Annotated in this window: 22 protein-coding genes; 5 read left to right on the top strand and 17 right to left on the bottom strand. The window is 70.0% G+C overall.

All coding sequences use genetic code 11. The features are described 5' to 3' along the window. Window positions 1-58: 58 nt before the first annotated feature. Window positions 59-976, bottom strand: coding sequence for a threonine/serine dehydratase (locus DMH03_RS15540; RefSeq protein ID WP_125792656.1), 918 nt, complete (start codon window positions 974-976; stop codon window positions 59-61). Between the two features lie 70 nt (window positions 977-1,046). Here DMH03_RS15540 and DMH03_RS15535 point away from each other — a divergent pair, with 70 nt between their 5' ends. Beyond that, entirely contained in the window at window positions 1,047-1,526 is a 480-nt protein-coding gene (locus DMH03_RS15535; RefSeq protein ID WP_125792655.1) for an Lrp/AsnC family transcriptional regulator, read from the top strand. On the opposite strand, the gene DMH03_RS15530 is transcribed toward DMH03_RS15535, so the two are convergent. From DMH03_RS15530 to DMH03_RS15515, 4 genes are all read right to left on the bottom strand, one after another. Continuing rightward, window positions 1,504-2,616 (bottom strand): XdhC/CoxI family protein, encoded by a 1,113-nt coding sequence (locus DMH03_RS15530; protein WP_125792654.1) that lies wholly within the window; start codon window positions 2,614-2,616, stop codon window positions 1,504-1,506. The two genes, DMH03_RS15535 and DMH03_RS15530, sit on opposite strands and share 23 nt — an antisense overlap. Then, a complete protein-coding gene (locus DMH03_RS15525; protein ID WP_125792653.1) occupies window positions 2,609-3,712 on the bottom strand; it encodes a VWA domain-containing protein in 1,104 nt (367 codons plus the stop codon). Before DMH03_RS15525 ends, DMH03_RS15530 begins: the two co-directional genes overlap by 8 nt. Before the next feature lie 81 nt (window positions 3,713-3,793). Further along, on the bottom strand, window positions 3,794-5,005 hold the full coding sequence (locus tag DMH03_RS15520; protein ID WP_125792652.1) for an FAD-dependent oxidoreductase: 1,212 nt from the start codon (window positions 5,003-5,005) through the stop codon (window positions 3,794-3,796). Between the two features lie 57 nt (window positions 5,006-5,062). After that, window positions 5,063-5,629 (bottom strand): TetR/AcrR family transcriptional regulator, encoded by a 567-nt coding sequence (locus DMH03_RS15515; RefSeq protein WP_125792651.1) that lies wholly within the window; start codon window positions 5,627-5,629, stop codon window positions 5,063-5,065. A 106-nt stretch (window positions 5,630-5,735) separates the two neighbouring features. On the opposite strand from DMH03_RS15515, the gene DMH03_RS15510 reads away from it, so the two are divergent. Beyond that, the gene (locus DMH03_RS15510) at window positions 5,736-6,755 is read left to right on the top strand and encodes an aldo/keto reductase (protein WP_125792959.1); all 1,020 of its coding nucleotides are present in this window, start codon (window positions 5,736-5,738) and stop codon (window positions 6,753-6,755) included. A gap of 3 nt (window positions 6,756-6,758) precedes the next feature. On the opposite strand, the gene DMH03_RS15505 is transcribed toward DMH03_RS15510, so the two are convergent. The 10 genes from DMH03_RS15505 to DMH03_RS15460 form a co-directional block, all read right to left on the bottom strand. Then, window positions 6,759-7,631 carry a MoxR family ATPase gene (locus DMH03_RS15505; protein ID WP_125792650.1) on the bottom strand — a complete coding sequence of 291 codons (873 nt, stop codon included), beginning with the start codon at window positions 7,629-7,631 and terminating at the stop codon, window positions 6,759-6,761. A 31-nt stretch (window positions 7,632-7,662) separates the two neighbouring features. Continuing rightward, window positions 7,663-8,232 (bottom strand): NTP transferase domain-containing protein, encoded by a 570-nt coding sequence (locus tag DMH03_RS15500; RefSeq protein WP_125792649.1) that lies wholly within the window; start codon window positions 8,230-8,232, stop codon window positions 7,663-7,665. Then, window positions 8,225-9,031 carry an IclR family transcriptional regulator C-terminal domain-containing protein gene (locus DMH03_RS15495; RefSeq protein ID WP_125792648.1) on the bottom strand — a complete coding sequence of 269 codons (807 nt, stop codon included), beginning with the start codon at window positions 9,029-9,031 and terminating at the stop codon, window positions 8,225-8,227. Before DMH03_RS15495 ends, DMH03_RS15500 begins: the two co-directional genes overlap by 8 nt. A 172-nt stretch (window positions 9,032-9,203) precedes the next feature. Continuing rightward, the gene (gene pcaC, locus DMH03_RS15490) at window positions 9,204-9,608 is read right to left on the bottom strand and encodes a 4-carboxymuconolactone decarboxylase (protein WP_125792647.1); all 405 of its coding nucleotides are present in this window, start codon (window positions 9,606-9,608) and stop codon (window positions 9,204-9,206) included. After that, on the bottom strand, window positions 9,605-10,402 hold the full coding sequence (gene pcaD, locus DMH03_RS15485; RefSeq protein ID WP_125792646.1) for a 3-oxoadipate enol-lactonase: 798 nt from the start codon (window positions 10,400-10,402) through the stop codon (window positions 9,605-9,607). The genes pcaC and pcaD overlap by 4 nt, the downstream gene beginning before the upstream one ends. Beyond that, window positions 10,395-10,943 (bottom strand): protocatechuate 3,4-dioxygenase subunit alpha, encoded by a 549-nt coding sequence (gene pcaG / locus DMH03_RS15480; RefSeq protein ID WP_125792645.1) that lies wholly within the window; start codon window positions 10,941-10,943, stop codon window positions 10,395-10,397. The genes pcaD and pcaG overlap by 8 nt, the downstream gene beginning before the upstream one ends. Then, window positions 10,943-11,677, bottom strand: coding sequence for a protocatechuate 3,4-dioxygenase subunit beta (gene pcaH / locus DMH03_RS15475; protein ID WP_125792644.1), 735 nt, complete (start codon window positions 11,675-11,677; stop codon window positions 10,943-10,945). The genes pcaG and pcaH overlap by 1 nt, the downstream gene beginning before the upstream one ends. Before the next feature lie 28 nt (window positions 11,678-11,705). Continuing rightward, window positions 11,706-12,884, bottom strand: a complete 1,179-nt coding sequence (locus tag DMH03_RS15470; RefSeq protein WP_125792643.1) for a thiolase family protein — start codon at window positions 12,882-12,884, stop codon at window positions 11,706-11,708. Then, window positions 12,881-13,636 carry a CoA-transferase subunit beta gene (locus DMH03_RS15465; protein WP_125792642.1) on the bottom strand — a complete coding sequence of 252 codons (756 nt, stop codon included), beginning with the start codon at window positions 13,634-13,636 and terminating at the stop codon, window positions 12,881-12,883. Before DMH03_RS15465 ends, DMH03_RS15470 begins: the two co-directional genes overlap by 4 nt. After that, entirely contained in the window at window positions 13,633-14,442 is an 810-nt protein-coding gene (locus tag DMH03_RS15460) for a CoA transferase subunit A (protein WP_125792641.1), read from the bottom strand. The genes DMH03_RS15465 and DMH03_RS15460 overlap by 4 nt, the downstream gene beginning before the upstream one ends. A gap of 282 nt (window positions 14,443-14,724) precedes the next feature. On the opposite strand from DMH03_RS15460, the gene DMH03_RS15455 reads away from it, so the two are divergent. Together DMH03_RS15455 and DMH03_RS15450 are read left to right on the top strand one after the other, a co-directional pair. Continuing rightward, complete coding sequence (locus DMH03_RS15455; protein ID WP_125792640.1) at window positions 14,725-15,690, top strand: D-glycerate dehydrogenase; 966 nt, start codon at window positions 14,725-14,727, stop codon at window positions 15,688-15,690. Continuing rightward, window positions 15,687-16,811: a glycerate kinase gene (locus tag DMH03_RS15450; RefSeq protein ID WP_125792639.1), complete on the top strand. Its 1,125-nt coding sequence runs from the start codon at window positions 15,687-15,689 to the stop codon at window positions 16,809-16,811. The genes DMH03_RS15455 and DMH03_RS15450 overlap by 4 nt, the downstream gene beginning before the upstream one ends. Before the next feature lie 253 nt (window positions 16,812-17,064). Here the strand turns inward: DMH03_RS15450 and DMH03_RS15445 are convergent, their stop codons facing one another. Together DMH03_RS15445 and DMH03_RS15440 are read right to left on the bottom strand one after the other, a co-directional pair. After that, the gene (locus DMH03_RS15445) at window positions 17,065-17,376 is read right to left on the bottom strand and encodes a hypothetical protein (RefSeq protein ID WP_005153325.1); all 312 of its coding nucleotides are present in this window, start codon (window positions 17,374-17,376) and stop codon (window positions 17,065-17,067) included. Window positions 17,377-17,457: 81 nt separating this feature from the next. Further along, window positions 17,458-17,673, bottom strand: a complete 216-nt coding sequence (locus tag DMH03_RS15440; RefSeq protein WP_125792638.1) for a hypothetical protein — start codon at window positions 17,671-17,673, stop codon at window positions 17,458-17,460. 172 nt (window positions 17,674-17,845) lie between these two features. Between DMH03_RS15440 and DMH03_RS15435 the strand changes: the two genes are divergently transcribed. Further along, complete coding sequence (locus DMH03_RS15435; RefSeq protein ID WP_125792637.1) at window positions 17,846-18,301, top strand: GtrA family protein; 456 nt, start codon at window positions 17,846-17,848, stop codon at window positions 18,299-18,301. The last annotated feature ends 7 nt before the right edge of the window (window positions 18,302-18,308 follow it).

Below are 18,308 nucleotides of genomic sequence, written 5' to 3'. Positions count from 1 at the left end.
TAACGACCCGAAACACTCACGACCGCGCCACGCTTGCCTTACCCCTCAATAACCGTCCTCACCATTCCGGAGGCCAGACGGCGTTCGCCCCGGTGACCACGGTGGCGACCCGGTCGCCGGGGATGTCGTGCACGGTCAGCGCGGCCAGGCCGGCGGCTCCCGCGGGTTCCGGCAGGACGCCGAGGGTTTCCGCGCCCAGCCGCATGGCCGCGCGCAGATCGTCGTCCTCGACCAGCACGAAGTCGTCCACGAGCGACCGCAGGCGCCGGATGGATTCGGGTTCCGGGGTGCGGATGGAGATGCCACCGGCGAACGAGTTCACCCGGTCGACGGTGACCGGCTCACCGGCCTGCCAGCTCGTCGCCATGGCCCGCGCCGACGTGGTCCCGACGCCGACGATCCGGACGTCCGGCGTCTGTGCCTTGAGCCAGAGCGCGACGCCGGCAATCAGCGCGCCGTCGCCGACCGGCAGCACGACCGTGTCGATCCCGCCCGCTTCCGCCAGTTCCAAGCCGATCGTGCCCGCCCCTTCGGAGATCGCCGGCTCACGGCCGTCGACCACGAAGACGCGATCCGGGGCTTCGGCGGCGAAGATGGCCGCGGCGACCTTCGCCTCGCCGTCGACCCGGCGCACCCGTGCGCCCAAGGTCTTCATCCGCCGCAGTTTGACCGGGGAGATGTCAGCGGGGACGAACACCTCGGCCCGCAGACCGTGTTTGGCGGCAGCGAACGCGACGGCCTGCCCGAAGTTGCCGCTGGTGCCGCACACCATCGTGGCGCCGGGTTCCAGCCCGGCCGCGAAGTAGTCCGCGCCCCGGCCTTTGAAGCTGCGCAACGGATTCAGCGTCTCGATCTTCACCAGCACGTTTCTGCCGAGCCGTTCGTTCAGCTGTTCGTCGCTGTACTGCGGGGAATTCAGGAAAACGGGATCGATCACCTTCGCCGCCTCGGCGACGTTGTCCAGCTTCAGGTCCATGACGCTCAAGCTAGGCCGGGAGTCGATCATGGCGATTGTAAATTTTCCCGCCCGCGTGCAAAAATCTTGCGTGCCTCTCGACGAGATCGACCACCTGCTGCTCGACCTCGTCCAGGCCGACGCGGCCCGTCCCCTGCACGACCTGGGTGATGCCGTCGGCCTCTCCCCCAGCGCGGTCCAGCGACGGCTGACCCGGCTGCGCGTCACGGGCGTGATCCGCGTCGACGTCGCCGTGCTCGATCCGGACGAGCTCGGCGCGGGGATGACGTCGGTCGTCCTGGTGGCGCTGACCGACGACGACGAAAAGCACCACACGGCCTTCCGCAAGCGGATGCTGGCCGAACGTCGCGTCCAGCACTGCTACAGCATCGTCGGGCAGTGGGACTACGTCGTCGTCCTGCTCAGCCCGGACCTCAAGGCGAGCCGGCACCTGTCCAGGAAGCTGTTCGACCAGCACGTCAAACGGTTCGAGACGCTGCCCGCCTTCGAGGTGGTCAAATCGAGCCAGTCGGTGCCGGTGCCCGGCGTCAGCCGTGGATCCGGCCGCTGAGTTCGGCGAGCCGCGAGCCCGAACCGCTCCACCGCAGCGCGATGATCTCCGCCGCGATCGACACCGCGGTCTCTTCGGGCGTCCGCGCGCCGAGGTCGAGGCCGATCGGCGAGGACAGCCGTTCGAGTTCCGTCTCGGTGACCCCGGCCTCGCGCAGCCGCGCGAACCGGTCGTCGTGGGTCTTGCGCGAACCCATAGCGCCGACGTAGCCGACGTCGAGGCGCAACGCGACCTCCAGCAACGGCACGTCGAACTTCGGATCGTGGGTGAGCACGGCGATCGCGGTCCGGCCGTCGATCCGGCCCGCGTCGGCTTCGGCCTTGAGATAGCGATGCGGCCAGTCGACGACGACCTCGTCGGCGTCCGGGAAACGGCTCTTCGTCGCGAACACGGGCCGCGCGTCGCAGACCGTGACCTGGTAGCCGAGGTACGCGCCCATCTTCGCCATAGCGGCGGCGAAGTCGATCGCGCCGAAGACCAGCAGGCGCGCGGGCGGTTCGAAGGAGTTGACGAAGACCGTCATCCCTTCGCCGCGGCGCTGCCCGTCCGGCCCGTAGCGCAGGGTTCCGGTCCGGCCGCCGCCGAGCATGCCGCGCGCGTCGTCGACGACGGCGTCGTCCATCCGCGACGAACCGAGCGAACCGGCGACCCGGTCCGGCCAGACGATCAGATGCTCGCCGACCAGGCCTTCCCGTTCGTGCTCGGTCACCGTGACCACGGCGACCGGCTGTCCACTGTGGACCGATTCGACGACATCGCCGAGCTCCGGCATCGAGTCGCGGTCGATGTGCTGGACGTAGATGTCGATGATGCCGCCGCAGGTCAGCCCGACGGCGAACGCGTCGTCGTCGCTGACGCCGTAGCGCTGCAGCACGGGCGCGCGGTCGGCGACCACCTGCTGCGCGAGTTCGTAGACGGCGCCTTCGACGCAGCCGCCGGAGACACTGCCGGTGACCGTGCCGTCCGAGGCCACGAGCATCGCCGCGCCCGGGCTCCGCGGCGCCGACGAGAACGTCGCCACCACGGTGCCGACCCCCACCGTCTCGCCTGCCGCCCAGCGGCGGTGCAGTTCGTCCAGTACGTCACGCATCGGCGATCTCCACCAGCAGTCGTTCCAATGTGGCCAAGCTGTGCCCGGCGAGCAGCCGATCGAGGTACGGGAGCGCGGCCACGATGCCGGACTGCACGGGAGCGTAACCCGCCCGCCCCGCGTGCGGATTCACCCAGAATACGACGTGCGCGAGCCGCCGCAGCCTGGCGAGCTGATCGCCGAGCAGGCCGGGGTCGCCCCGTTCCCAGCCGTCCGAGAACACGGTGACCACGGATCGCCTGGCCACGCCGCGTTGTCCCCAGCGGTCGAGGAACGCCCGCAGGGTCTCGCCGAGCCTGGTCCCGCCCGCGAAATCGGGGACCGCGGCGGCCGCGGCGAGCATGGCGTGCTCGGGATCGCGCAGCCGGAGCTGGCGGGAGACCCTGGTGAGCCGGGTGCCCAGGGTGAACACCTCGACCCGGCCCGGAGCGCGCCGCGTCACGACGTGCGCGAACCGCAACAGGGAGTCGGCGTACGGCCCCATCGAGCCGGAGACGTCGATCAGGAAGACGACGCGGCGTGGTTTGACGCCCTTCCGCCGATACGCCAGGCGCACGGGCTCGCCGCCGCCTGCCAGCATCGCCCGGAGCGTGCGAGACGGATCGAGAGTGCCCCGCCGGGCGGCACGACGGCGCGGCGACGACCGCGACGGGAGCGCGGGGTGCAGTTTCGCGAGCAGTTCCCGCAGGTGAGCGCGTTCGGCGACGCTCAGTTCGGCGAGGTCGCGATGGCGCAGGATCTCTTCGTCACTCGCCGCCACGCGGAGTTCGTCGGGCTCCGCGCCGGACTCGCCCTGTCCCGCCGCCTGCGCGAGGGTGGCGATCCTGGCGCGCTTCGGGGCCGCTTCCCGGCCTCGCCGTCGCGGTCCGGCTTCCTTTTCGGTGAACCAGCCGTCGAACGCGGCGTCGTAGCGCGGGAGGTCGTCGGGGTCGGCGCACAACGTCAGCCGTCCGGCCCAGTAGAGCTGCTCGGGATCGGCGAGGTCGATCGCGTCGACGGCCCCGAGGTATGCCTGCACTCTGTGCGCGTCGCACGGCAAACCGGCTTCGCGCAATGCCTCCGCGAAGCCGACGAAGCCCGCCAGTGGATCGCTCACCCCTCCATTGTGCGCGCGTTTCGTCCTCTGGATGCGGTACTTGCGCGTGCAAGTACCGCATCCAGAGGACGAAACGCGAGGTCAGCGGCGGGCGAAGACCGGGGTTTTCTCGCGCAGGGGGCCGATGCCGCCCATGACGGCCCCGAGGGCGGTGAGCTGCGGGAAGCGGTCCGAAATCCGGAGCGGCAGCGGCATGGTCCGCTCGTTCAGGGTCCCGTCGAGGGCGGGCTCGATGAGCATCTTGTGCTCCACCAGTTGCTGCTTCTGGGCGAGCGTGACGGCCACCGACCGACGGCGCTGCACCCGGGCGAGATCCCGCGCGGTCAGCGTGCCGCGCAGCAGCGGGGCGGCGAGGATCCGCGCGGCCGCCACGGCGTCCTGCACCGCGATGTTGACGCCCATCCCGCCGACCGGCGACATCGCGTGCGCGGCGTCGCCGATGCAGAGCACCCGGCCGGAGTACCAGTGCGGGAGCTTCGACATCCGGACCTTCAGCAGTTTGACGTCGTCCCAGTCGCGGATCTCGCTCACCTGCTCGTCGTTCCAGCCGAACAGGCCGCCGATGCGGGCACGGAACTTGTCGATCCCTTCGGCCCGCCGCGCGGCGTCCTGTCCCTTCCGGATCAGGTACGAGGTCTGGAAGTAGTCGCCGCGGTCCATGGTCACGCCGGCGAGCCCGCCCTCGAACCGGCCGAACACCTGGGCCTCTTTGCCGGTGTCTTCGAGTTTGGGCACCCGGACCCACCAGACATCCATCGGCACCTCGTACTCCTTCGGCACGAGTCCCGCTTCCGCGCGGATCAAGGAATCCCGGCCGTCGCAGCCGACCACGAGCGGCGCCGCCAGTTCCCGCTCCTCACCGTCGGAATCGCGGTAGCGCACGCCGCCTCCGTCGCGCAGGCCGAGCACCTCGGCCCCCATCCGCAGGGTGAACGTCGGTTCCCCCGCCGCGGCTTCGGCGAGCAGATTCAGGAAATCCCATTGCGGGACCATGGCGATGTACTTGTGCCGCCCGGGAACGCGGCTGAAATCGGCGGCGACGATCGTCCTGTCGCCGATCAGCATCCGCATCTTCTCCAGCCGTTTCGACGGCAGTTCCGCGAACCGCTCGCCGAGGCCGAGTTCGTCGAGCAGCATCAGCGTCGGCGGATGCACCGTGTCGCCGCGGAAATCGCGGAAGAAATCCTTGTGCTTTTCGAGAACGGTGACCTCGACCCCGGCTCGCGCCAACAGGAGTCCGAGCACCATCCCCGCCGGACCGCCCCCCACCACACAACACCGCGTACGTTCCATAATCGAGTTTTAGCCTGCCTCGTGGACCATTACCACGTATTCGGCTGCAAAGAGGACCTAGGTCCTGAGGCCCGCGATGAGGACACCGACCATTTTGCGCGCGTTGTAGCGCGGATCGCTTTCGGCGCCGATGCAGAGGTTCCCGACGCCGCGCATGACTTCGAGCGCCTGCAGATCGGAGCGGATCTCGCCCGCCTCCGCGGCGGCGTCGAGCAAGCGGGCGCACACCGGCAAGAGGGTGTCGAGGAAGTAGGCGTGCAGCGTCTCGAATCCGGCGTTGTCCGACTGCAGGACCGCCGCCAGGCCGTGTTTGGTGACCAGGAAATCGACAAACAGGTCGATCCAGCGCCGCAACGCCTCGTACGGGGAATCGCTCGACGCCAGCAGTTCCGGCCCGGCTTCGGCACACGCGTCGACCTGGTGCCGGTAGACGGCGATGATGAGGTCGGCCCTGGTCGGGAAGTGCCGGTAGATCGTGCCCATCCCGACGCCCGCCTTGGCCGCGATGTCGCGGACCGGCGCCTCGACACCCGAGGTGACGAAGACGGCGGCGGCCGCGTCGAGCAACGTCTTCTCGTTGCGCCGGGCATCCGCGCGTTTGGCCTTGGTGCCTTCTTGAGCCATCACGCCACTCCTCCACCGCCGAGCCGGGGTTGCCAAACGGAACACTGCTCCGTATGGTTAGCGGAGCAAGGTTCCGCTTGCTCATCTTGCCATGGAGGACATCGTCATGCAGTACCGCACCTTGGGCAGGACCGGTGTGCAGGTCAGCACCCTCGCGCTGGGCGCGATGAACTTCGGCGCGATCGGGCGCACCACCCAGGACGAGGCCACCGCCCTCGTCGACGCCGCGCTGGCGGCCGGCGTCAACCTCATCGACACCGCCGACATGTACGGCGACGGCGAGTCGGAGAAGATGGTCGGGAAGGCCATCGCGGGCCGCCGTGAAGACGTCGTGCTGGCCACGAAGGCGAGCATGCCGATGGGCGACGAGCGCAACCATCAGGGTGCTTCACGTCGCTGGCTGGTCACCGAACTGGACAACAGCCTGCGCCGCCTCGAGGTCGACCACGTCGATCTCTACCAGATCCACCGCTGGGATCCGAAGACCGGCGACGAGGAGACGCTCTCGGCGCTGACCGATCTGCAGCGCGCGGGGAAGATCCGCTACTTCGGTTCGTCGACCTTCCCGGCGTACCGCATCGTGCAGGCCCAGTGGGCCGCCCGCGAACACCGGCTGAGCCGGTACGTCACCGAGCAGCCGAGCTATTCGATCCTGCAGCGCGGGATCGAAACCCATGTGCTGCCCGTGACCGAGGAATACGGGATGGGCGTGCTGGCGTGGAGCCCGCTGGCGTCCGGCTGGCTGTCCGGCGCGGTCCGGGAAGGCCGCGAGATCAGTACGAACCGTTCCGCGGTGCTGCCGCAGCGTTTCGATCTGACCCGGCCCGGCAACCGGGCCCGGCTGGAAGCCGTCGAGCGGCTGGCCAAGGTCGCCGACCAGGCGGGGTTGAGCCTCATCCAGCTCGCGCTCGGCTTCGTCGTCGCGCATCCGGGCGTGACGAGCGCGATCATCGGGCCGCGCACGCTGGAGCATCTGGAGTCTCAGCTCGCCGCCGCGGACACGGTGCTTTCCGCCGACGTCCTCGACGCGATCGACGAGATCGTCGCCCCCGGCACCGATCTCGCCCCGGAGGAAAAGCACGACACCCCGCCTTCCCTGCTCGACGCTTCGCTGCGGCGCCGCTGACGCTCAGGCGAGCAGGTTGTCCAGCTTGGCCCGGACACGGGCGAGGTCTTCGCTGTACTTGAGCACCGAGCCGAGCGTCCGCGCGGCGGCCGCGGCGTCCAATTCGGACATCCCGAGGGCGAGGAGCGCCTGAGCCCAGTCGAGGGATTCCGCCACGCCGGGCGGCTTCAGCAACTCCATCGCCCGGAGCCGCTGCACCGCCGTCGCGACCTGCGCGGCGAGCGCTTCGCCGAGGCCCGGGATCTTGCGGCGCAGGATCTCGATCTCACGGCCGAGGTCCGGATGTTCGAGCCAGTGATAGAGACAGCGGCGCTTCAGCGCGTCGTGCACCTCCCGCGTCCGGTTGGAGGTGAGCACCACGAGCGGCGGATGTTCGGCACGCACCTCGCCGAACTCGGGGATCGTCACCGCGTTCTCGTCGAGGAGTTGCAGCAGGAAGGCTTCGAACTCGTCGTCCGCCCGGTCGATCTCGTCGACCAGCAGCACGCACGGCGCGGTCTGCAACGCCTTCAGCAGCGGCCGGGCGAGCAGGAAACGTTCGGTGTAGAGGGACTGTTCGGCGGCCTCGACGTCGAGGCCGCCGTCACCGGAGGCTTCCAGCGCCCGCAAATGCAGCAGCTGACGGGGAAAGTCCCATTCGTACAGCGCCTGCGCCGCGTCGATCCCCTCGTGACACTGGAGCCGGATGAGCGGTATGCCGAGCGCTTCGGCCAGTCCCAAGGCGAGCGAGGTCTTGCCGGTACCCGGTTCGCCCTCGCAGAACAGCGGGCGGCCGAGTGCCACGGCGAGGAATCCGGCCGTGGCGACGCCGTCGTCGGCGAGATAGCCGACCGATTCGAGGGCTTCGGCCAGTTTCTCGGGCGATTCGACGGTCACTTGCCGATCGTAAGCCTCGGCGGGCCGGAGATCAGCCTGGAAGATCCTCGCGGCGGTCCACGTCGTGGCCGGTGCCGAGGTCGCCGCATTCGACGAGCCGCAGGTCCTGGCGTCCCTTCAGCCAGTCTCGGGCACCCTTGTCCCCGGAAGCGCTCGCCACGATCTCCGGCCACCAGCGGCGGCCGAGCACGACAGGATGACCGGGAACGCCTTCGTAGGCGGCACGCGCGACGGTGTCCTCACCGGCCCCGGCGGCGACCCGGCGGACCACTTCGGCGCCGACCCCGGGCAGGTCCACGAGGTGCACGACAGCGGCTTCGGCGTCGGTTCCGGTGAGCGCGCTCAGGCCCGCCCGCAGTGACGCGCCCATTCCGGACTCCCAGTCTTCGGCCACAACGGCGGCTTCGGGAGCGGGCAGGAGCGCGCGGACTTCCGCGGCCGAGGCACCCAGCACCACCCGGACAGGCGCGCAGCCCGCGTCGGCGAGCACCCGCAGGGCCCGGACGACGAACGGCTCGCCGTCGAGGACGGCCAGCGCCTTCGGCCCGCCGAAGCGGCGCCCGGCGTCCGCCGCCAGGAGCAGCCCAGCGACCTTAGCCATGCCGCGCTTTGGTCGGCGGCGCCGATGCCAGATCGGTCTCGATGGCGCGCGCCGCCGCGAGGAGGGGCGGCAGCAGTTCCTGTTCGACCGACTCGCGTGTGGTGCGGCTGGCGTGAGTGGAGAGGTTGACCGCGGCCACGGCCTTGCCGTTCCGGTCGCGGATCGGCGCGGCGATCGAGCGGAGGCCCTCTTCGAGTTCCTGGTCGACCATCGCGTAGCCCTGCTCGTGGACCCTGATCAGTTCGGCGAGCAGTTCCTCCGGCCGGCTTTTGGTGCGCGCGGTGAGCTTGTCGAGCTTCGCCCCGGCGAGGTAGTTCCGCAGGTCGGCGTCCTCGAGGCCGGCCAGCAGTACGTGTCCCATCGAGGTCGCGTGAGCCGGGAAGCGGGTGCCGACGTTGATGCTCACGGTCATGATCCGCGAAACGGCCACGCGTGCGACGTAGACGATGTCCATGCCTTCGAGCACGGAGACCGAACTCGACTCGTGCACCTCGGAGGAGAGCCGTTCCAGATGCGGCTGGGCGACCTCCGGCAGCGACAGGCTCGACAGATACGAGTAGCCGAGTTCGAGGACCCGCGCGGTCAGCGAGAAGTACTTGCCGTCGGTGCGCACGTAGCCGAGGTCGACGAGGGTGAGCAGGAACCGGCGGGCGGCCGCCCTGGTCAGCCCGGTGGACCGGGCGACGTCGCTCAGCGTGAGTTCCGCCGCGTCCGCGTTGAACGCCTTGATCACCGCCAGCCCGCGCTCGAGCGACTGGACATGATGCGCTCCGCGCTCGGTGACCTCGCCTTCGTCCATATGAGAACCCTAAGGCGTGTCTGGCAAGTCTGTTCGATGGGCTTCGTGATCCAGGTGGTTCCTGGCGGTGCGGGCGGATCGCCCTCGTACCGGGTCGTACTCGGCCGCATCCGCCCGTGCCGTCAGGGACCGCCTGGGCACGGAGACCGCGAACAGACTTGCCGGACACGCCTTAGCCGCCACCGTCTTCCTGGGCGGCAGGCTCACCGAGTTCGGCCAGTACCCGCTGGGCGACGGCGAACGCGGTGTTGGCGGCCGGGGCGCCCGTGTAGACGGCGGTGTGGAGCAGGACCTCGGAGATCTCCTGCGCGGTGAGTCCATTGTGGACAGCAGCGCGGACGTGCATCGCGAGCTCGTCGTGGGCGTGCAGCGCGGTGAGCGCGGCCAGGGTGACGCAGCTGCGGGTCTTTCGGTCGAGCCCGTCACGCGACCAGACCGATCCCCAAGCACCCTTGGTGATGTAGTCCTGGAACGGGCGGCTGAACTCGGTGGTGCGGGCGACCGCCCGGTCGACGTGCGCGTCTCCGAGGACTTCGCGGCGCACCTTCATGCCGGTCTCGTAGCTGTCGTCGGTCATCGGGCGGCCTCCAGGTGTTCGAGGATCAACGCGGTGAACCGCTCCGGCTGTTCGAAACTCCCCAGATGCGCGGCGCCTTCGACGATCTCCAGCCGCGCGTCCGGGATGCCGTCCGCGATCACCTCGGCGTGCTCGACCGGGGTGGCCGGATCCTCGGTCCCGGCGATGACCAGGGTCCGCGCCGCGATCTTGGGTAGTTCGTCGACGAGGTCCATCCGTTCGATGGCCCCACAGCACGCCGCGTATCCCTCGGCGGGAACGCTCGCGATCATCTCCCGCAGGTACTCGGCCTGCTCCGGGTGGGCGGCGGCGTGACCGGCGGTCAGCCAGCGGCCGACCCCGGCCTCGGCGATCGCGGCGGTGCCGTTCTCTCGGACCGTCTGCGCCCTGTCCGCCCACATGCTCGGCGGCCCGAGCTTCGCGGACGTGCAGCACAGCACGAGGCTCCGGATCCGGTCCGGCGCGTTCACGCCCAGCCACATCCCGGTCATCCCGCCGAGTGAGAGGCCGACGACGTGGGCGCGTTCGACGTCGTGCTCGTCGAGCAGTGCGAGCAGATCACCGCCGAGATCCGCGAGCGTGTACGGCCCCGGCGGGACCGGGGAGGCGCCGTGCCCGCGGGTGTCGAACCGGATCACCCGGAAACCCTGCTCCACCAACGGTTTCACCTGCGGTTCCCACATGCGGTGGTCGCTGCCGAGTGATCCGCTGAACACCACGGCAGGGCCGTCCGCGGGCCCTTCCGCGAAGCTGTGCACCTTCACTGAACTGTGCACCTTCACCGGCTCAGACATCGAAGAACACCGTCTCCCCCTCGCCCTGCAACCGGATGTCGAACCGGTAGCCGTCGCCGGCCTTGGTGGCGACCAAGGTGCTCTGGCGGGCTTCCGGGACGGAGGCCAGCACCGGATCCCCGGAGTTGTCGTTGTCCTCGAAGTAGATCCGGGTGACCACCCGGTGCAGGAGTCCTCGTGCGAGCACCGAGACGTCGATGTGCGGCGCCTGCGTGCTGCCCGCCGGACCGGGCAGCGGACCGGGCATGATCGTCCGGATCTCGTAGTTGCCGTCCAGATCGGTGGGACAGCGGCCGAAGCCCCGGAACCCGCTCGCGACCGCTCCGCGCGGGTCGTCGGGGTGGTCGAACCGGCCGTCGGCGTCGGCCTGCCACGTTTCGATCATCGCGTCCGGGACCGGTTCGCCCGCACCGTCGAGGACACGGCCGTGGACGCGGATCGCGGCCGGTTCGTCCGCGGGGACGACGTCCGGCCCGTCCGGCCAGGGCAGGCCGATGGACAGGTACGGGCCGACGGTCTGGGAAGGCGTCGTCTCCGGCATCAGTGCTCGTCCTCCTCGTCTTCGAAGACCGAAGCCTCGCGGCCGCGCACGACGATGTCGAACTGGAAGGCCAAGGCCCACTCGGCTTCCGTGCGGTCGAGATCGAAGCGGGCGATCATCCGCTGGCGCGCCTTCTCGTCCGGGATGGAGTTGAAGATCGGGTCCTGCGAGAACAGCGGGTCTTCCGGGAAGTACATCTGGGTGACCAGCCGCTGGGTGAACGCGGTGCCGAACACGGAGAAGTGGATGTGCGCCGGCCGCCAGGCGTTGTCGTGGTTCTTCCACGGGTACGCGCCCGGTTTGATGGTGGTGAAGGTGTAGCGCCCTTCGGAGTCGGTGAGCGTCCGGCCCGCGCCGTCGAAGTTCGGGTCGAGCGGCGACGGCCAGCGGTCGCCGGTGTGCCGGTACCGGCCGCCCGCGTTCGCCTGCCAGATCTCCACGAGCGAATCCCGGATCGGCCGTCCGTCGCCGTCGAGCAGCCGCCCGGTGACGATGATGCGCTGGCCCTGCGGCTCCCCCGCGTGCCCCTTGGTGAGGTCGTTGTCGAACTCGCCGATCCGACCCTGCCCCAGCGCCGGCCCGGTGACCTCGGTCAGCAGATGCGGGAGCACGATCAGCGGTTGCTTGGGGTGCCGCAACGCCGTCGACCGGTAGCCGGCGTAGTCGAGCGGCGGATGCGTGCCCTCCGGATCGCGCCGGTAGCGCGGGAGCCTCAGTTCTGCGGGTGCGGACATGACTGTTCCTCCAGCGCGGGTCAGTGGATCACTGGGCTTCGAGGACGACGGCCAGCCCCTGGCCGACGCCGATGCAGATGGCCGCCAGCCCCCACCGGCCACCGGTGCGGCGCAGGTGATGGGCCAGGGTGCCGAGGATGCGGCCGCCGGAGGCGCCCAGCGGATGCCCGATCGCGATCGCGCCGCCGTTCACGTTGACGATCTCCGGGTCGAGCTTCGACCAGTCCCGCAGGCAGGCCAGCGACTGCGCGGCGAAGGCCTCGTTCAGTTCGACGGCCGCCAAGTCTTCCCAGCCGATCCCGGCCCGTTCCAAGGCGATCTCGGCCGCGCGCACCGGGCCGATGCCGAAGACGTCGGGGTCGACGCCCGCCGCGCCACGGCCGGCGATCCGGGCCAGCGGCGCCTTGCCGAGCCGTTTCCCGGCCGCCTCGTCACCGAGCAGCAGCGCGGAGGCGCCGTCGTTCAGCGGCGACGCGTTCGCGGCCGTGACCGTCCCTTGTGGACGGAAGACGGGCTTGAGCTTCGCGAGCTTCTCCGGGCTGGACTCCGGCCGGATGCCTTCGTCGCGAGTGAGTTCGACACCCTCGACGGGGACGACGTGGTCGTCGTAGAACCCCTCGTCCCAGGCGCGGGCGGCGTTGACGTGACTGCGGACGGCGAACGCGTCCTGCTCGTCGCGGCCGATGCCGTAGCGCTCGGCGAGCTGTTCGGTGGACTCGCCGAGCGACACCGTCCACTGTCCGGGCATCTTCGGGTTGACCATGCGCCAGCCCAGCGCGGTGGAGTACAGCGTCTGATTGCCCGCCGGGAAGGCCTTCTCCGGCTTCTGCATGACCAGCGGCGAGCGGCTCATCGATTCCACCCCGCCGGCGACGGCGAGTGAGGCGTCGCCGACCTGGACCGACCGGCTGGCCTGCATGACCGCGTCGAGGCCGGAGCCGCACAACCGGTTGACCGTGGCGCCCGGCACCGTGGTCGGCCAGCCTGCCAGCAGCGCCGCCATCCGCGCGACGTTGCGGTTGTCCTCACCGGCGCCGTTGGCGTCGCCGAGCACGACCTCGTCGACGGTGGCCGGGTCGAGGTCGTTGCGTTCGGCCAGCGCCCGCAGCACGGTGGCGGCGAGGTCGTCCGGGCGGACCCCGGACAGGGCGCCGCCGTATTTGCCGAACGGGGTACGGATGGCGTCGAACAGGAAGACGTCGGTCATGCGCTCGCCCTTGTGAGGTCTCGGAGGATGCGGAGTTCTGCCTCGGTCGGCGCCGGGGTGGTCGCCAGGTCGCCGGACACCTTCAGTTTCCACCCGGTCGCCTCGACGGCCTGATCGACCTCGACGCCGGGGTGCAGTTCGGTGAGGGTGAGCTCGGCGGTCTCCGGGTCGGGCCGCAGCAGGCCGAGGTCGGTGACCACCAGCGTCGGCCCGGCGCCGGGGAGGCCGAGGCGCTCGCGGTCGCCCTTGCCGGTGCCGTGGCCGAACGAGGTCACGAAGTCGACCTTCTCGACGAAGGTGCGGGTGCTCTGCCTGAGCACCACGAACACCTCGCGGCAGGAGGCGGCGATCTCCGGCGCGCCGCCCGCTCCTGGCAGGCGCACCTTGGGGTTGGCGTAGTCGGGGCCGATCACGGTGGTGTTGATGTTGCCGAACTTGTCCAGCTGGGCGGCGCCGAGGAAGCCGACGTCGATCCGGCCGGGCTGGAGCCAGTAGTTGAAGACCTCGGGGACGCTGACCACGGCGTCCGCGGTGTCGGCGAGTTCGCCGTCGCCGATGGACAGCGGGAGCCTGGTCGGTTTGGCGCCGAGGCAGCCGGATTCGTAGATCAGCGTGAGGTTCGGCGCGTGCCCGCGGCGGGCGAGGTTTGCGGCCGTGCTGGGCAGGCCGATGCCCACGAAACAGGACATCCCGTCGCCGAGGGCGCGAGCGGCGGCGACGCTCATCATCTCGTCTGAGGTGTACTCGGTCATGCCTTCACTCCCGTCAGCTCGTCGAGCCAGCGGGTGAAGGTCTCCCTGTCCCGGCCGATCTCGTCCCATGCCTGGTAGGCGTCGTTGTCCCGTTCGTAGTACCCCGCCGCGTACGACGGCTTCGCGCCGCCGGGAACCTCGGCGACGGCGGTGACCGCCCACGACGGCAGCACGATCGCGCCCGGCCGGGGTTCCAGCTCGTCCACGATCTCCTCGACGGTGACCAGCGAACGCTTCGCCGCGAGCACCGCCTCCTTCTGTACGCCCGTGATACCCCAGATCTGGACGTTGCCGGACCTGTCGGCCCGCTGGGCGTGCACGATCGTGACGTCCGGGTTGAGCGCCGGGACGGCGGCGAGCCGCTCACCGGTGAACGGGCAGGTGATGGGCTTGATCGTGTCGGTCTGCGCGGGGAGATCGGTGCCGGTGTAGCCGCGCAGGACCGCGAACGGCAGGCCCGAGGCGCCGGCGACGTAGCGATTCGCCATGCCGGCGTGACTGTGTTCCTCTATTTCCAGTGGCACGGGCCAGGCGTGCTGGACCGCGTCACGGAAGCGGTGCAGCGAGCCGACACCGGGATTACCGCCCCACGAGAAGATCAGCTTGCTCGCGCAGCCCGCGCCGATGAGCTGGTCGTAGACGATGTCGGGGGTCATCCGGACCAGCCTCAGGCCGGTGCGGCGCTGACGGATGATCTCGTGGCCCGCGGCGACCGGGATGAGGTGCGTGAAGCCCTCGAGCGCGACGGTGTCCCCGTCGCGCACCAGCCGCGCCACGGCATCCTTCAACGACAGCAGCTCCGCCATCCCCACTCCCGGCTTGTTCGTATCGCGCACACATGTTCTGCATATGAACATAGCATGGTTTGACGGGGCCGCGCACTCCTTCTTCGGGCGGGGATCGCCGCCGGATGTCATGAAAGGGGCGTTCAGGACACTTTTCGTCCTGAACGCCCCTTTCATGACATCCGCGCTCTCCACCTTCGCGAGCCCTGGACCGTGACGGATCCCCCGCGCAGGGGAAGCGCCTCCCTCACTTCGGGGATTCTCGCGTTTGGGATACCAACCGCTGCCCACTAGGCTGAGGACGTGACCTCGACGATCGCGGTGACCCGGTGGATCCCCGACGAAGCGCTGAAAGTGCTCGCCGAAGCCGGGGAGGTGAAACTGTCGCGTGCCGACCGGCCGCTGACGGCGGACGAACTGCGCGAGTTCGTGCGGGGCGCGTCCGCGATCGTCGGCATGCTGCACGACCGGATCGACGGCGAGGTCGCCGACGCGGCGGGCCCGGATCTGCGGGTCGTCGCGAACGTGGCCGTCGGCTACGACAACATCGACGTCCCGGCGCTGGCCGGACGCGGGATCACCGTCACCAACACCCCCGGCGTGCTCACCGACGCCACCGCGGATCTGGCGTTCGGGCTGATCCTCGCGGCCACGCGGCGGCTCGGCGAGGGCGAACGGCTGATCCGCTCGCGCACCCCGTGGTCGTTCCATCTGGGTTTCCTGCTCGGCTCCTCCCTTCAGGACAAGACGCTCGGAATCGTCGGGCTGGGCCAGATCGGGCAGGCGGTCGCGCGGCGGGCGCTCGGTTTCGGCATGCGGATCGTCTACTCGGGACGGTCGCGGGCCGCCGAGGACGTCGAGAAGACCCTGGGCGCGAAGTACGTTCCCTTCGGCGAACTGCTGGAAAGCTCCGACGTCGTTTCGCTGCACTGCCCACTGACGCCCGAAACCCGGCACCTCATCGACGCGGCCGCGCTGAGGTCGATGAAACCGGGCGCGTACCTGATCAACACCACGCGCGGCCCCGTCGTCCACGAAGCCGCGCTGGCGGACGCGCTCGAAGCCGGGCAGATCGCCGGCGCGGGACTCGACGTGTTCGAAGCCGAACCCGAGGTCGAGCCGCGCCTGCTGGACCGCGAAAACGTCGTCTTGACGCCTCACCTCGGATCGGCGACGGTCGAAACCCGAACTGCCATGGCCGTGCTCGCGGCCGAAAACGTCGCGTCGGTGCTCGCCGGCGGGAATCCGCTGACGGAGGTTCGTCCATGACTCGTGTGGTCATCGCGCCCGACAAGTTCAAGGGAAGCTTGACCGCGGTCGAGGCCGGCGAGGCGATCGCCCACGGCGTCCGCGACGCGCTGCCCGAGGCCGAGGTCTCCTCCTGCCCGGTCGCCGACGGCGGCGAAGGAACGCTCGACGTCCTCGTCGCGGCGGGCGGGCGCCTGGTGGAACTCCCGGTCCGCGGGCCGCTCGACGAAACCGTCGACGCGCGCTACGTGACCCTCGACGGAACGGCCTACATCGAATCGGCCCGCGCGTGCGGGATCGAGTTCGTCGAGCCGAGCCCGAAGGTGGCGCTCGCCGCGCACACCTGGGGTGTCGGCGAACTTCTCGCGCACGCGCTCGACAACGGCGCGCGGCGGCTGGTGCTGACCGTCGGCGGAACGGCGAGCACCGACGGCGGCGCCGGGATGCTGGCGGCATCGGGCGCCGGGGTCTTCGACGCGTTCGGCGCGCCGGTCGGGCTCGGCGGCGGCACGCTGGGCCGCGTCGCGCTGGCCGAACTCGGCCCGGTGCGGGACAGGCTCGGCTCCGTCGAGGTCGCCGTCGCCACCGACGTGACGAACCCGTTGCTCGGCCCCCGTGGCGCGGCCGCGGTCTTCGGCCCGCAGAAAGGCGCGGGCCCGCGCGAGATCGAGCAACTGGACGAGGCCCTGTCCCGCTGGGCACAGGCGTTGCGGAACGCCGGGGCACAGGACGTCTCGGACCTGGCCGGCGCGGGGGCAGGCGGCGGAGTCGCCGCCGGCGCGATCGCGGGACTCGGCGCGAGCGTCGGATCCGGTTTCCAGCTCATCGCCGGGCTCACCGGCGTCGCCGACGCCATCGAACGCGCCGACCTGGTCATCACCGGCGAGGGGTCGCTGGACGAACAGAGTCTCGACGGCAAGGCCCCGGCGGGCATCGCGGCCCGCGCACAGGAACACGCGGTACCGCTGATGGTGCTGGCCGGACGGATCCAGCTGGACCAGAGCCAGCTCGCCGGCCTCGGAGTCGTGGGCAGCGCCGCCCTGATCGATCACGCGCCTTCGCTCGACCACGCGCGTGCGCATGCGGCGGAACTCCTGCGCGAGCGCGCCGGCGAACTGGTCCGCGCCTGGGCCCGCGGTTAAGCACGAGAAGGCCAAAGGTGTCGTGACCGGGTCTCTGTCGCGAGGTCAGCTTCGCTAGCTCGGTGACCGGGAGGCCTTCGCGGCGCGGGTCCGGACTGGCTGACGGAGCCCAGCCACTCCTGGACCGCGGTCACGCAAGCCATGTTCAGGCGTCGCGAAAGCCACTTTCGCGACGTCGGACGTCCCGAAAGTGGCTTTCGCGACATCATCGTCGGAGGGCGACCAGGCTCGGCAAAGCCTGAATCCGCCGGGCTCAGCTGCCAGGCTGAGGCTGAGCCTGCGGGAGTACGGCGAAGGCGACTTCGCCGGTTTCGTCCTGCTGGACGTCGAGCACCTTGTCGTCGAGCAACGCGGCCGCTTCCGGCTCCAGGAACACCTTCGGGCCGCCGTCGGCGCCGAGCACCTTGTCGCCGCTCTCGGGTTCGGGAGCGACGGAAACCGCGAGCTGGGGACTATCCCCCTGCTGGGAGTGCATCGCGAACCGCAGTCCGCCTCCGTCTTGCCCGTTCTCCTGCCCGGTCAGTGCCGTGATCGCCTCGGCGGCGGCTTCGGTGACTGTCAGCATCTCTGCCCTTCCTTCGTCGCGGTCTTGCACTTGACGGACCACGCTAGGGGGTCCCGGCACGGCCTGCCGTCTGAGTGAAGATCATTTTTCGCCGACGTCGGGCACCTCCTCGGCCAGCCGCATGGCATGCGACTCCCCCTCGCGGATTTCCGCGGGAGTGGTTCCGAACCGGTCGGCCCCGCTCCAGTGTTCGGGCGGCTCGACACCCTCTTCGAGCGGATCGACGCGGAGTTCGTCCTCGTCGAGGGCCTCGATGGGATCCAGCGTTTCCGGCTCCGCGCTCTCACGGTCGTTCATCGGCCGCTCCCTCCTGGTCGGACGTCGGCCGGGGCGTGCTGTACTCGACCCGGCTCCTGTGGCTTACCCGACGTCTCCGCAGGCCAAACAGCGGCGCTGTCGCGGGGATCACAGTTTCTCAGGTAGTTCATTAGCTTCACAAGTTTGTGAAACAAGGAGTAGCGTCGTCGGTATGACCACCACCAGGTGGGCGCCAGGGCACCGGATCATCCGGCGCGCGCCGGAGCGACACCACGAACTCGGCAACCATGCCGCTTGGTACGTCGTCGCCGGGGTGGCCGCCACCGGCCTGCAGGCCGTGCTGTTCCTTTTCCTCCAGTCGATCCTCGGCGCCCAGGTGGCCAACCTGGTCGCGCTCGCGGTCACCACCGTCGGGAACACCGAGTTCCATCGCCGGGTCACCTTCGCCGGCCGCAAGAGCAATGCGGGCAAGCGGCACTTCCAGGACCTGGTGACGTTCGCCTTCTACGCCGCGTACGGCTCGATCGTGCTCGCGTCCCTCGACGCGGTGATCACCGAGCCGACCGCGCTCGAGCAGACAGGCGCCCTGCTCGCGGCCAGCGTCGTGGGCGGCATCGCGCGCTTCGCGGTCCTTCGCTGGTGGGTCTTCGCGCGCCGGAGCGCCTAGGCTTCGC

The sequence above is a fragment of the Amycolatopsis sp. WAC 01376 genome, from assembly GCF_003947415.1.
Classification (GTDB): domain Bacteria; phylum Actinomycetota; class Actinomycetes; order Mycobacteriales; family Pseudonocardiaceae; genus Amycolatopsis.
Note: the sequence above shows the minus strand (reverse complement) of the source record. Positions and strands in the feature narration are given on the sequence as shown.

What these genes read in the sequence shown, in the direction of transcription:
- DMH03_RS15445 (WP_005153325.1), bottom strand. Translation starts at nt 17,376, where the DNA reads ATGCTGACAGTCACCGAAGCCGCCGCCGAGGCGATCACGGCACTGACC.
- DMH03_RS15440 (WP_125792638.1), bottom strand. Translation starts at nt 17,673, where the DNA reads ATGAACGACCGTGAGAGCGCGGAGCCGGAAACGCTGGATCCCATCGAG.
- DMH03_RS15495 (WP_125792648.1), bottom strand. Translation starts at nt 9,031, where the DNA reads ATGGACGAAGGCGAGGTCACCGAGCGCGGAGCGCATCATGTCCAGTCG.
- DMH03_RS15500 (WP_125792649.1), bottom strand. Translation starts at nt 8,232, where the DNA reads ATGGCTAAGGTCGCTGGGCTGCTCCTGGCGGCGGACGCCGGGCGCCGC.
- DMH03_RS15470 (WP_125792643.1), bottom strand. Translation starts at nt 12,884, where the DNA reads ATGACCGACGTCTTCCTGTTCGACGCCATCCGTACCCCGTTCGGCAAA.
- DMH03_RS15520 (WP_125792652.1), bottom strand. Translation starts at nt 5,005, where the DNA reads ATGGAACGTACGCGGTGTTGTGTGGTGGGGGGCGGTCCGGCGGGGATG.
- pcaC (WP_125792647.1), bottom strand. Translation starts at nt 9,608, where the DNA reads ATGACCGACGACAGCTACGAGACCGGCATGAAGGTGCGCCGCGAAGTC.
- DMH03_RS15540 (WP_125792656.1), bottom strand. Translation starts at nt 976, where the DNA reads ATGGACCTGAAGCTGGACAACGTCGCCGAGGCGGCGAAGGTGATCGAT.
- DMH03_RS15515 (WP_125792651.1), bottom strand. Translation starts at nt 5,629, where the DNA reads ATGGCTCAAGAAGGCACCAAGGCCAAACGCGCGGATGCCCGGCGCAAC.
- DMH03_RS15465 (WP_125792642.1), bottom strand. Translation starts at nt 13,636, where the DNA reads ATGACCGAGTACACCTCAGACGAGATGATGAGCGTCGCCGCCGCTCGC.
- pcaH (WP_125792644.1), bottom strand. Translation starts at nt 11,677, where the DNA reads ATGTCCGCACCCGCAGAACTGAGGCTCCCGCGCTACCGGCGCGATCCG.
- DMH03_RS15510 (WP_125792959.1), top strand. Translation starts at nt 5,736, where the DNA reads ATGCAGTACCGCACCTTGGGCAGGACCGGTGTGCAGGTCAGCACCCTC.
- DMH03_RS15435 (WP_125792637.1), top strand. Translation starts at nt 17,846, where the DNA reads ATGACCACCACCAGGTGGGCGCCAGGGCACCGGATCATCCGGCGCGCG.
- pcaG (WP_125792645.1), bottom strand. Translation starts at nt 10,943, where the DNA reads ATGCCGGAGACGACGCCTTCCCAGACCGTCGGCCCGTACCTGTCCATC.
- DMH03_RS15530 (WP_125792654.1), bottom strand. Translation starts at nt 2,616, where the DNA reads ATGCGTGACGTACTGGACGAACTGCACCGCCGCTGGGCGGCAGGCGAG.
- DMH03_RS15460 (WP_125792641.1), bottom strand. Translation starts at nt 14,442, where the DNA reads ATGGCGGAGCTGCTGTCGTTGAAGGATGCCGTGGCGCGGCTGGTGCGC.
- pcaD (WP_125792646.1), bottom strand. Translation starts at nt 10,402, where the DNA reads ATGTCTGAGCCGGTGAAGGTGCACAGTTCAGTGAAGGTGCACAGCTTC.
- DMH03_RS15450 (WP_125792639.1), top strand. Translation starts at nt 15,687, where the DNA reads ATGACTCGTGTGGTCATCGCGCCCGACAAGTTCAAGGGAAGCTTGACC.